Source organism: Streptococcus sp. 79, assembly GCF_013277425.1.
Taxonomy (GTDB): Bacteria; Bacillota; Bacilli; order Lactobacillales; family Streptococcaceae; genus Streptococcus; species Streptococcus pseudopneumoniae.
The window spans coordinates 1-11,722 of sequence record NZ_VMMW01000053.1 but is presented as its reverse complement, the minus strand read 5'-3'; the positions used below and the strand labels follow the sequence as shown (position 1 = coordinate 11,722).

Below are 11,722 nucleotides of genomic sequence, written 5' to 3'. Positions count from 1 at the left end.
TAAACGAATTAAGGTAAAATTAAAAGGACTCAGTCCTGTGCAGTACAGAACTAAATCCTTTGGATAAATTAATTGTCTAACTTTTGGGGTCAGTACAGAAAAGCCTTGGTCGTATGCGTTTTATTATGGGAAAATGTACTTGACCTCTGTATTTCATTTTGAAAATGACAAAATCCTGAGTTTAGAGTTCTCAGGATTTTTCGTTTACTGTTGTGGTTGTTGTTGAGGGGTCTGTGGAGCTGGAGTTTGATTGGCTCCGGGTGTATTTGGCGCATTGGTACTAGCATCAGGACTTGTGGCTGGTGCTTGATTTTGACTATTATTACTAGCATCAGGACTTGTAGTTGGTGCTAGGCTAGTAGAGCCTTCTGTACTTGTTGAGGAGTTTTCGGTTGAAGATGATTGGGATGTTGTTTCAGTCCAAGTCGGTCTTGCTCCATTTTGGAAAACAAACTGCCCATTTCGATAGATACCATCTGGTATATTCCAATCCTCTGGATTGCTTCCTTCAGACAGGTAGGTCATCATAGAGCGGTAAACTTTGGCAGCGACCGTAAGGCCATTGCCTACAAGTGGTGTCAGACGGTTAGAATAGCCTGTCCATACAGCCATTGAATATTTACGCGTATAGCCAGCAAATAGTTCATCAGGTGCTACAAACTGAGAGGTCTTGATGTGGTTTTCAATTTCCTCGTCTGTATAGTTAGAGGTTCCTGTTTTACCAGCCTGAGGGAGCCAAGCAAGATAGGCATTTCGTCCAGTTCCATAAGTCAAGACTGTTTTCATCATGTCGGTCATCATATAGGCTGTCGTTTCCTTCATGGCACGAGTTCCGACATTAGAGAGCTCTTTTTCACTCCCATCACTAAAGACGACTTTATGGATATACATTGGCTTATAGTAAGTTCCACCATTTGCAAAGGCAGCGTAAGCAGCAGCCATCTTTTCACTACTTGCTCCATATTTTTTGTCTGATTCGGTTGTGTTACTTGAAATGGCATTTGAGTAGTGAAGACTTGGGAAGTCGATTCCGAGACCATTTAGGAAAGTCTTGGCGCGGTTGAGTCCGACCTTATTTAGCGTTTCCACGGCTGGGACGTTTCGCGATTGTTGCAGGGCGTATTGCAAGGTAATGTTGCCAAAGTAGCCCCTATCCCAGTTATAGACAGGGATATCTGTGCCAGGATAGTTATATGGCTCATCGTGAACGATAGTAGCAGTTGAATCGTAGACACCGTATTCCAGGGCAGGAGCATAGTCTGTGATCGGTTTCATAGTTGATCCCCAGTCACGGTTTGTTTCCACTGCTTGGTTAATTCCGAAGGAAACATTACTTGACTGATGGCGTGCTCCTAGCTGGGCAATGACTTTACCGTTAGAAACATCGACAATGGTAGAAGCGACTTGCAATTCATCGTCTGGATAGGCAACGTATTCGTCTGTATTGTAAATATCCCACAGATGTTTTTGAGCTTCTTGGTCTACATTTGTGTAGACATCCATCCCAGTTGTGAGCAGGTTATAGCCTGTTTCTTCTTCAACTTGATTGATGACTTCCTTGAGGTAATTATCCATGTAAGCAGGGTAATTACTTGCTGATTTGAGACTTTGTAGTCCATCAGTAATTGATGTGTTGACTGCTTTCTCATACTGTTCAGCAGAGATGTAGCCTTGATTTTTCATTTCAGATAAGACCAAGTTTCGGCGGTTTTGGGCTGCTTCTGGATGTGAATAGGGGTCATATTGGTTTGGTGCCTGAGGCATTCCAGCCAGCAAGGCTAACTGAGGTAAACTTAAATTATTGAGGTCTTTACCATAGTAGTTTTGAGCGGCTGTCTGCATTCCATAGTTGCCATTAGACATGTAGACCTTATTTATATAGTAGGTCAAGATTTCTTGCTTGGTTGCTTTTTGTTCTAACTGAATCGCTAACCAAGCTTCCTGAGCCTTACGAGAAATAGTCTGGTCGGAAGTCGAGGTTGAAAAGTAAGTCAACTTAATCAACTGTTGGGTGAGAGTTGATCCACCTTGGAGGGAATTGCTTTGCAGATTGCGCAAGAAAGCTCCCAGGATACGGATGGTATCAATCCCCCTGTGGTCGAAGAAGCGATGGTCTTCGATAGAAACGATTGCCTTAACCAAATCTGTGGGAATATCATTAGCTTGGGCATTGACGCGGCGTTCAGAACCCAAGTCAGCAATGAGTTGATTTTTATTGTCGTAGATTTTACTAGAGGTTGTTGCAACTAGTTTACTCTCGGATAGGCTAGGAGCCTTGCTAACGTAGTAGAAAAAAACTCCTCCGCCTAAGACAATGGCTGCGATAACCAAGCTTAAGAAGCTAATGCTCAGATACTTGATTAGGCGCAGAATCGTTGGTTTGTTCATCTTGTTTTACCACCTAATAAATGTTCTTTGATAACATTGAGATAAGGAATTTGAGGGAAGGCACTAGCCTTGATTTCATATCCATATTCTCGAATATATCCAAGTGGCATTGATTTTTGCCCCTTATCTTGATGATAGAAGCGAATCAAATCGAATGCCGGCAATAAGTAGGTTTCTTGCCGAGAAGAAAAGTGAAGAAGGACAAAGCAGATTCCTTGTTGGGCAAGGACTTGTTCCATATGCTGAATCTGATGTGGATGAAAATTTTTCATCGGAATCGCACGTTTTTGTTTTGTTTCCTTGGCTTCAAAGTCGATGTAATATCCATTATAAACGCCAGAATAGTCCGTCGTTGAAGCTTGTCGAAAATAGGCTTCAACAATCTTGGCACGACTTCGTTGTGGATAGTCCACTCGTACGATTTGAATAGGGGTTGGTTTCTTGTGTATAACAGCCAAGCCCTGAGACAAATAGTAGTCGTTGGTAGCATTGATCATCTTTTCAAAAGACATTCCTCGATTTGCGAAATTTTTGGGTTGAGAAAGAGATGTTTGTCTTTTTTGTGATGAAAGTTTATGTGGATAGTTGACCATAATTCTCCTTATTGGTACAATAACATCACTTTATTATACCATAAATTTGCACAGAAAGGGTTAAAAATGGCTATAGCTTTTATCACAAGATATTTTTTCGCTTCATTCATATTCAGTTGGATCCTTTTCATATGACTATTCTACCAAATGGGATATTTTCACGTTCGATTTACTAAAGACATTATCACATTCGAATCACAACGTAGTATAAAAAATATAAATATCATTTGATTTAATTTTATAAATGTTATATAATGATGTCGAAAGCGCTTTACAAACAAGATATAATCTAGAGTCGTAATTATATAGGCTTGATTTTAGCTTTATTGTTTTATTGATTCGGAACATTCTTCTAGTAATTAACTACAGACTGATTAAACTTGGGATTGAAATTATCTCCATACTTATATATTTTGAAGGAATCTCTATGAAAGACATTATTCGGATACTATCTATTGGCTTTTTATGGATTCTGTTGATAGCAAATGTAGTGCATGCAGCAACTGCGATTACTTATAATGGACAGGGAATAAGAGGTCAATATTCAATACAAGCTTGGTACACTAACCGTAGAAGAACCTATACTGTTAATCATAACCAAACTCCTAGACCTGGGAGTGGGAACGTAGGGTTTAGAGTTTCTGTTGTGAGTCGTTCATGGATTGGTGGTAAAATATATGCATCATCTGTTTATTATGGAAAAACTAGTGGAACAATTAGTGTTGATCTAAATTCAGGTACTTATGGATTATATTTCAATACTGAGGATAGAGGTTTATATAATATTTCAGGTAGTGTGACTTATTAATTGAGTATTTATTTGGATAAGTCTTTTATTAACTATTTTATAATTTTTTAGTTTAATACTCTTCCTTACTAATCATATCAATTGGTTTTTATAGTAAAATGAAACTAGAATAGTACAACATAATTTCTAAAGCATTGTTAGAAATTAATTTGAATGCCTCAAATGATTTATCCTCATCTTATTTCAATTTACTATAGTTTCTTTGTGAGTTTTGATGTAGAAAAGTATTTTGTGATGGATTATAAAGATTGAATAGATATAAGTTATTTTAAAACATACTTTTAAAGAGAATTTGGTAATAATAAGTGAATTATTATCAATTAAAAATAAGTTTGGTAAAAAATCTTTACAATCAGAAAAACCGAATATTATCACGATTTTAAAATCTTTGATCATATACGGTTTATTATTGAAATATTTGTTTTCTCTTAAAATTGATGCTTTTATAAAATTAAAAAGCAATATAGGTAGTAGATATTTTCATAGATTTGTTACTGATTTTGTCAGTATTATCTACAACCTCAAAAAAGGATACTATTCAAACTGTGCTTAGTTCTTTTGTTTTCTGTTTACTATGAGTTTTCACCTGGCCTTCTTTAAAATCAAAGTTTACATGTTTTGTTGACAGTTTGCGTAATAAACATCGGAGTTTAAATATATACTTTAAACAAATGCCTATCATTAGTACATATTATAAAAAATGATGCTCTTTCTGATTTTAAAGGAATGTAAATAGAATATCTAAGATTTGTAGTTTTATTTTATGTAATGAATTATCTTTTTTCCTAATCTGCTATCATGGATATTGCTTCCAATTATAAAACCTATTGTGTTTGTAAATATATCTCCTATATCAAAGAATCCGAGATGAAATACATATTGTGAGGTTTCTATTATTGTTATGAAAAAGATAAAACGCATGACTGTTTTAAAATTAAATTTAAATAATCCTCCTATTGGGATAAAAATTACAATATTTAAAAGAGGAATTGTTGAATCAATTAAAAGTGAATCTTTGATAAACTCAACGAGATTAAAGTTAACTCCCTGAATACCTAAATTTTTAAAAAGTAGCGAATAAACAAGAATTAAACAGTAAAGAAAATAAGATATTCTTATCAATCTAGTATCAAGTCTGTGCGTATAGCTAGATCTTAGGAAAGTGAATAAAAACAATGTTAGAATTAGAATGATGAATAGAGGTCTCCAGAAATCAGAGCCACCGGTAGGAAAACTAAAGATAGAGATGAATTGGAAGTAAAGGTATTCCATAAAAAACCATCTACAAATTAGGAAGGAAATAGCTAAATTTAAAAAATCAAGTATATATATTTTTTTCATTTTATAATCTCCTAAATTTCATTTATATACCATATTATATCATAAATTTGCACAGAAAGGGTTAAAAATGGCTACAGCTTTGGTTTTAGGCTATTCTGCTTTTGATTTGGGTTTGTCTTCTGACAAGGATCCTCGTCTTAAATTGATAAAAAAAGCAATACGTAAAGATTTAGAGGCTATGGCAGCAGATGGGGTGGCTTGGCTTGTGTTTACAGGAAGTTTGGGTTTTGAATATTGGGTTTTAGAGGTTGCTCAGGAGATGAAAATCGAATACGGTTTCCAGTTGGCGACCATTTTTGCTTTTGAAGCCCATGGGGAAAATTGGAATGAAGGCAATCAGATCAAACTGAGTCGTTTTAAGCAGGTAGACTTTGTCAAATATGCCTATCCTCGCTATGAACACAAGGGGCAGTTAAGAGATTACCAGCAGTTTTTGCTGGAAAACACGACTAGTTCCTATCTTTTTTATGATGAAGAAAATGAAACGAAACTAGCTTATTTTTACCAAAAGATGAAAAATCAAGAGGACTATTTTATAAAGAGATTAACATTTGATCAATTAAATGAACTTGCTGAAAATTTTTCCGAAAATTGAAGCTTTGACCTTGATTTTTGTTTGCCTTTTTTTATATAATAATACTAGCAATCGAGAATGGAGAGAGACATGGCAAGTATTATTTTTTCAGCAAAAGATATTTTTGAACAAGAGTTTGGGCGTGAAGTCCGTGGCTATAGTAAGGTAGAAGTTGATGAGTTTTTAGACGATGTCATCAAGGACTATGAAACCTATGCTGCCTTGGTCAAGTCACTTCGTCAGGAGATTGCGGATTTGAAGGAAGAATTAACTCGTAAACCGCAAGTGAGCTCGGCTCCAAGTCCTAGTCACCCAGATCCAATTGATGTGGCTGCTTCATCTTCTATGACGAATTTTGATATTTTGAAACGCTTGAATCGTCTTGAAAAAGAAGTATTCGGTAAACAAATTTTAGACAATACTGATTTGTAATTCAGGTCTTGTTACATGCAATTTTTGGATAATCGCGTGAGGAGAATTGCTTCTCATGAGGAAAGTCCATGCTAGCACAGGCTGTGATGCCTGTAGTGTTTGTGCTAGGCGAAACCATAAGCCTAGGGACGAGAAATCGTTACGGCAGTTGAAATGGCTAAGTCCTTGGATAGGTCAGAGTAGGCTTGAAAGTGCCACAGTGACGGAGTCTTTCTGGAAACGGAGAGAGTGGAACGCGGTAAACCCCTCAAGCTAGCAACCCAAATTTTGGTCGGGGCATGGAGTACGCGGAAACGAACGTAGTATTCTGACTGCTATCAGCTAGAGCTGTTAGTGGTAGACAGATGATTATCGAAGGAAGTGGTCCTAGTCACTTCTGGAACAAAACATGGCTTATAGAAAATTGCATATAGGTTGGGGCTGAGAAATTTTCTCAACCTCATTTTTTAAAGTGGACATATAGAAAGGTCTTGCAAGACTGTAACATGAAAAAAGAATTTAATTTAATTGCAACTGTGGCAGCAGGGCTTGAAGCTGTTGTAGGACGAGAAGTAAGAGAGCTGGGCTACGATTGTCAGGTTGAAAATGGACGTGTGCGTTTTCAAGGAGACGTGAGAGCTATTATCGAAACCAACCTCTGGCTTCGGGCAGCAGATCGTATCAAAATTATCGTAGGAACGTTCCCAGCTAAGACTTTTGAAGAGTTGTTTCAGGGAATTTTCGCTTTAGATTGGGAAAATTATTTACCACTTGGAGCTCGGTTCCCGATTTCAAAAGCCAAATGTGTTAAATCTAAACTTCACAATGAGCCCAGTGTTCAGGCTATTTCTAAGAAAGCTGTTGTCAAGAAATTGCAGAAACACTATGCTCGCCCAGAAGGTGTTCCTCTGATGGAGAATGGCCCAGAGTTTAAGATTGAGGTCTCTATTCTCAAAGATGTGGCAACTGTCATGATTGATACGACAGGATCCAGTCTCTTTAAACGTGGCTATCGTACGGAAAAGGGTGGGGCTCCTATCAAGGAAAATATGGCAGCAGCTATTTTGCAACTCTCTAACTGGTATCCAGACAAGCCTTTGATTGATCCGACCTGTGGTTCAGGAACTTTCTGTATCGAGGCAGTCATGATTGCTCGAAAGATGGCACCAGGACTTCGTCGCTCTTTTGCCTTTGAGGAGTGGAACTGGGTCAGCGATCGCTTGATTCAGGAAGTGCGCACAGAAGCGGCTAAAAAAGTAGACCGTGAGCTGGAACTGGATATCATGGGCTGTGATATTGATGCTCGCATGGTGGAAATTGCTAAGGCCAATGCTCAGGTAGCTGGTGTTGCAGGAGACATTACTTTTAAGCAGATGCGCGTGCAGGATTTACGTTCCGATAAAATCAATGGTGTAATTATTTCCAATCCGCCTTACGGGGAGCGTTTATCAGATGATGCAGGGGTGACCAAGCTTTATGCTGAGATGGGTCAAGTATTTGCACCACTGAAAACTTGGAGCAAATTTATCTTGACTAGTGATGAAGCCTTTGAAAGCAAGTATGGTAGCCAAGCAGATAAGAAGCGTAAGTTATACAACGGAACCTTGAAAGTGGATCTGTATCAATATTTTGGTCAGCGTGTCAAACGGCAAGAGGTAAAATAGAAAGGGATACTCATGAGTAAAAAAAGACGAAATCGTCATAAAAAAGAAGGTCAAGAACCGCAATTTGATTTTGATGAAGCAAAAGAGCTAACAGTTGGTCAAGCTATTCGTAAAAATGAAGAAGTGGAAGCAGGAGTCTTGCCTGAGGATTCCATTTTGGACAAGTATGTTAAGCAACACAGAGATGAAATTGAGGCGGATAAGTTTGCGACTCGCCAATACAAAAAAGAGGAGTTAGTTGAAACTCAGAGTCTGGATGATTTAATTCAAGAGATGCGTGAGGCTGTAGAAGAGTCAGAAGCTTCTTCGGAGGAAGTTCCATCTTCTGAAGACATCTTACCACCCTTGCCTCTGGACGATGAGGAGCAAGGCTTGGATCCTCTATTGCTAGAGGATGAAAATCCAACAGAAATGACTGAAGAAGTGGAAGAGGAGCAAAACCTTTCTCGTCTGGAACAAGAAGACTCAGAAAAGAAAAGCAAAAAAGGCTTTGTTTTGACCGCTTTGGCGCTTGTATCAGTAATTATCTGTGTCAGTGCTTATTATGTCTATCGTCAAGTGAATCGCTCGACCAAGGAAATTCAGACTTCTCAATCAACCACAAACACGCAGGCAGAAGTGGAAGAATTTAATAATTTATATGATGCTTTCTACACAGATAGTAATAAAACGGCTTTGAAAAATAGCCAGTTTGATAAACTGACTCAACTCAAAACCTTGCTTGATAAACTGGAAGGTAGTCGTGAACATACGCTAGCCAAATCTAAGTATGATAGTCTAGCAACGCAAATCAAGGCCATTCAAGATGTCAATGCTCAATTTGAGAAACCAGCTATTGTGGATGGTGTCTTGGATACCAATGCCAAAGCCAAATCGGATGCTAAATTTACGGATATTAAAACTGGAAATACGGAGCTTGATAAAGTGCTAGATAAGGCTATCAGCCTTGGTAAGAGCCAGCAAACAAGTACTTCTAGCTCAAGTTCAAGTGAAACTAGTAGCTCAAGCACTAGTCAAACAAGCTCAAATACGACTAGTGAGACAAGCCCAAGTAGTTCAAATGCTGCCTCAAATGAGACTAGAAGTTCTCGTAGCAAAGTCAATATGGGCGTATCAAGTGCGGGTGTTGCTGTTCAAAGAAGTGCCAGTCGTGTTGCCTATAACCAGTCTGCTATTGATGATAGTAACAACTCTGCCTGGGATTTTGCGGATGGTGTCTTGGAACAAATTCTAGCGACTTCACGATCACGTGGCTATATCACTGGAGACCAATATATCCTTGAACGTGTCAATATCGTTAACGGCAATGGTTATTACAACCTCTACAAGCCAGATGGAACCTATCTCTTTACCCTTAACTGTAAGACAGGCTACTTTGTCGGAAATGGCGCTGGTCATGCAGATGACTTGGACTACTAAGCAGTCGTTACAAAATTCTTTCTTTTCAAAAGTAAAAATGATAAAATAAAATAAATGAAACAAGAGGAGTGTCAAATGACAAAAGCTAACTTTGGTGTCGTAGGTATGGCCGTAATGGGTCGTAACCTTGCCCTTAATATTGAATCTCGTGGTTACACAGTTGCTATTTACAACCGTAGTAAAGAAAAAACGGAAGATGTGATTGCTTGCCATCCTGAAAAGAACTTTGTACCAAGCTATGACGTTGAAAGTTTTGTAAACTCAATCGAAAAACCTCGCCGTATCATGCTGATGGTTCAAGCTGGACCTGGTACAGATGCTACTATCCAAGCCCTTCTTCCACACCTTGACAAAGGTGATATCTTGATTGACGGCGGAAACACTTTCTACAAAGACACCATCCGTCGTAATGAAGAATTGGCAAACTCAGGTATCAACTTTATCGGTACTGGGGTTTCTGGTGGTGAAAAAGGTGCCCTTGAAGGGCCGTCTATCATGCCTGGTGGACAAAAAGAAGCCTACGAATTGGTTGCAGATGTTCTTGAAGAAATTTCAGCTAAAGCACCAGAAGATGGCAAACCATGTGTGACTTACATCGGTCCTGATGGAGCTGGTCACTATGTGAAAATGGTTCACAACGGTATCGAGTATGGGGATATGCAATTGATCGCAGAAAGCTATGACTTGATGCAACACTTGCTTGGCCTTTCTGCAGAAGACATGGCTGAAATCTTTACTGAGTGGAACAAGGGTGAATTGGACAGCTACTTGATCGAAATCACAGCTGATATCTTGAGCCGTAAAGACGATGAAGGTCAAGACGGACCAATCGTAGACTACATCCTTGATGCCGCGGGTAACAAGGGAACTGGTAAATGGACTAGCCAATCATCACTTGACCTTGGTGTGCCATTGTCGCTAATTACTGAGTCAGTATTTGCTCGCTACATTTCAACTTACAAAGAAGAACGCGTGCATGCTAGCAAGGTTCTTCCAAAACCAGCTGCCTTCAAATTTGAAGGAGATAAGGCTGAATTGATTGAAAAAATCCGTCAAGCCCTTTACTTCTCAAAAATCATCTCATACGCACAAGGTTTTGCTCAATTACGTGTAGCTTCTAAAGAAAATAACTGGAACTTGCCATTTGCAGACATCGCATCTATCTGGCGTGATGGCTGTATCATCCGTTCTCGTTTCTTGCAAAAGATTACAGATGCTTACAACCGTGATGCAGACCTTGCCAACCTTCTTTTGGATGAGTACTTCTTGGATGTTACTGCTAAGTACCAACAAGCAGTGCGTGATATCGTAGCTCTTGCAGTTCAAGCTGGTGTGCCAGTACCAACCTTCTCAGCAGCTATTACTTACTTTGATAGCTACCGTTCAGCTGATCTTCCAGCTAACTTGATCCAAGCGCAACGTGATTACTTTGGTGCCCACACTTACCAACGTAAAGACAAAGAAGGAACCTTCCACTACTCTTGGTATGACGAAAAATAAGTAGGTCTGCCATGGGGAAACGGATTTTATTACTTGAGAAAGAACGAAATCTAGCTCATTTTTTAAGTTTGGAACTCCAAAAAGAGCAATACCGAGTTGATCAGGTTGAGGAGGGGCAAAAAGCCTTCTCCATGGCTCTTCAGACAGACTATGACTTGATTTTATTGAATGCTCATCTGGGGGATATGACAGCCCAGGATTTTGCAGATAAGCTGAGTCGAACTAAGCCAGCCTCAGTCATCATGATTTTAGATCATTGGGAAGACTTGCAAGAAGAGCTGGAAGTTGTTCAGCGTTTTGCAGTTTCATACATCTATAAGCCAGTCCTTATCGAAAATCTGGTAGCGCGTATTTCGGCGATCTTCCGAGGTCGGGACTTCATTGATCAACACTGCAGTCTGATGAAAGTTCCAAGGACCTACCGCAATCTTAGGATAGATGTTGAACATCACACGGTTTATCGTGGTGAAGAGATGATTGCTCTGACTCGCCGTGAGTATGACCTTTTGGCGACACTTATGGGAAGCAAGAAAGTTCTGACTCGTGAGCAGTTGTTGGAAAGTGTCTGGAAGTATGAAAGTGGGACCGAGACAAATATCGTAGATGTCTATATCCGTTATCTACGTAGCAAGCTTGATGTAAAAGGTCAAAAAAGCTACATTAAAACCGTGCGTGGTGTTGGTTACACCATGCAAGAATAGAAAAGCAGTTGCAGTTGTGTAACTGCTTTTTTCAAATGGAGAAAGGAATGTCTTTCCGTTTTTTTCTTTGTATAGTGGATTGAAACTAGAATGGTACACCACAACTGCTAAAACTTTTCTAGAAATTAATTTAACTTTCCTAATCGATTTGTTCACATCTTATTTCAATTTACTATATTGACAGGGACGAACAGATGTGTTACAATTTTTTTAGGAGGATAAAATAATGAAGAAAACATTTTATCGCAAATTCGGTATTTCAATTATTGCTAGTACTTTATTAGCTAGCCAGCTATCGACAGTATCTGCTTTGACTGTTATTT

At 38.8% G+C, this 11,722-nt stretch carries 10 protein-coding genes, 1 other RNA gene and 1 pseudogene; 9 read left to right on the top strand and 3 right to left on the bottom strand.

Annotation, left to right across the window (positions count from 1 at the left end; genetic code table 11):
• Window positions 1-204: 204 nt before the first annotated feature.
• Together pbp1a and recU are read right to left on the bottom strand one after the other, a co-directional pair.
• Window positions 205-2,388, bottom strand: a complete 2,184-nt coding sequence (gene pbp1a / locus HT729_RS08100; protein ID WP_172931884.1) for a penicillin-binding protein PBP1A — start codon at window positions 2,386-2,388, stop codon at window positions 205-207.
• On the bottom strand, window positions 2,385-2,981 hold the full coding sequence (gene recU, locus HT729_RS08095) for a Holliday junction resolvase RecU (RefSeq protein ID WP_172931883.1): 597 nt from the start codon (window positions 2,979-2,981) through the stop codon (window positions 2,385-2,387). The genes pbp1a and recU overlap by 4 nt, the downstream gene beginning before the upstream one ends.
• A gap of 427 nt (window positions 2,982-3,408) precedes the next feature.
• On the opposite strand from recU, the gene HT729_RS08090 reads away from it, so the two are divergent.
• Window positions 3,409-3,789, top strand: coding sequence for a hypothetical protein (locus tag HT729_RS08090; protein WP_023934045.1), 381 nt, complete (start codon window positions 3,409-3,411; stop codon window positions 3,787-3,789).
• A 756-nt stretch (window positions 3,790-4,545) separates the two neighbouring features.
• On the opposite strand, the gene HT729_RS08085 is transcribed toward HT729_RS08090, so the two are convergent.
• Window positions 4,546-5,130, bottom strand: a complete 585-nt coding sequence (locus HT729_RS08085; RefSeq protein ID WP_000725526.1) for a VanZ family protein — start codon at window positions 5,128-5,130, stop codon at window positions 4,546-4,548.
• Between the two features lie 67 nt (window positions 5,131-5,197).
• Between HT729_RS08085 and HT729_RS08080 the strand changes: the two genes are divergently transcribed.
• From HT729_RS08080 to HT729_RS12115, 8 genes and pseudogenes are all read left to right on the top strand, one after another.
• Window positions 5,198-5,725, top strand: a complete 528-nt coding sequence (locus HT729_RS08080) for an SLOG family protein (RefSeq protein WP_138700402.1) — start codon at window positions 5,198-5,200, stop codon at window positions 5,723-5,725.
• A 69-nt stretch (window positions 5,726-5,794) separates the two neighbouring features.
• Entirely contained in the window at window positions 5,795-6,136 is a 342-nt protein-coding gene (gene gpsB / locus HT729_RS08075; protein WP_000146532.1) for a cell division regulator GpsB, read from the top strand.
• A 20-nt stretch (window positions 6,137-6,156) separates the two neighbouring features.
• Window positions 6,157-6,537, top strand: an RNA gene (gene rnpB, locus HT729_RS08070) — RNase P RNA component class B.
• Between the two features lie 84 nt (window positions 6,538-6,621).
• A complete protein-coding gene (locus HT729_RS08065; protein WP_023934049.1) occupies window positions 6,622-7,779 on the top strand; it encodes a class I SAM-dependent RNA methyltransferase in 1,158 nt (385 codons plus the stop codon).
• A 12-nt stretch (window positions 7,780-7,791) separates the two neighbouring features.
• A complete protein-coding gene (locus HT729_RS08060) occupies window positions 7,792-9,198 on the top strand; it encodes a cell division site-positioning protein MapZ family protein (RefSeq protein ID WP_023938812.1) in 1,407 nt (468 codons plus the stop codon).
• 75 nt (window positions 9,199-9,273) lie between these two features.
• Entirely contained in the window at window positions 9,274-10,698 is a 1,425-nt protein-coding gene (gene gndA, locus HT729_RS08055; RefSeq protein WP_000158778.1) for an NADP-dependent phosphogluconate dehydrogenase, read from the top strand.
• Between the two features lie 11 nt (window positions 10,699-10,709).
• Window positions 10,710-11,399 carry a response regulator transcription factor gene (locus tag HT729_RS08050; RefSeq protein ID WP_000518020.1) on the top strand — a complete coding sequence of 230 codons (690 nt, stop codon included), beginning with the start codon at window positions 10,710-10,712 and terminating at the stop codon, window positions 11,397-11,399.
• 226 nt (window positions 11,400-11,625) lie between these two features.
• Window positions 11,626-11,722: pseudogene (locus HT729_RS12115) on the top strand (peptidase); the annotation flags it as partial.

Excerpts from the sequence above, each read along its gene's own strand:
- pbp1a (WP_172931884.1), bottom strand. The coding sequence starts at position 2,388 with ATGAACAAACCAACGATTCTGCGCCTAATCAAGTATCTGAGCATTAGC.
- recU (WP_172931883.1), bottom strand. The coding sequence starts at position 2,981 with ATGGTCAACTATCCACATAAACTTTCATCACAAAAAAGACAAACATCT.
- HT729_RS08090 (WP_023934045.1), top strand. The coding sequence starts at position 3,409 with ATGAAAGACATTATTCGGATACTATCTATTGGCTTTTTATGGATTCTG.
- HT729_RS08085 (WP_000725526.1), bottom strand. The coding sequence starts at position 5,130 with ATGAAAAAAATATATATACTTGATTTTTTAAATTTAGCTATTTCCTTC.
- HT729_RS08080 (WP_138700402.1), top strand. The coding sequence starts at position 5,198 with ATGGCTACAGCTTTGGTTTTAGGCTATTCTGCTTTTGATTTGGGTTTG.
- gpsB (WP_000146532.1), top strand. The coding sequence starts at position 5,795 with ATGGCAAGTATTATTTTTTCAGCAAAAGATATTTTTGAACAAGAGTTT.
- HT729_RS08065 (WP_023934049.1), top strand. The coding sequence starts at position 6,622 with ATGAAAAAAGAATTTAATTTAATTGCAACTGTGGCAGCAGGGCTTGAA.
- HT729_RS08060 (WP_023938812.1), top strand. The coding sequence starts at position 7,792 with ATGAGTAAAAAAAGACGAAATCGTCATAAAAAAGAAGGTCAAGAACCG.
- gndA (WP_000158778.1), top strand. The coding sequence starts at position 9,274 with ATGACAAAAGCTAACTTTGGTGTCGTAGGTATGGCCGTAATGGGTCGT.
- HT729_RS08050 (WP_000518020.1), top strand. The coding sequence starts at position 10,710 with ATGGGGAAACGGATTTTATTACTTGAGAAAGAACGAAATCTAGCTCAT.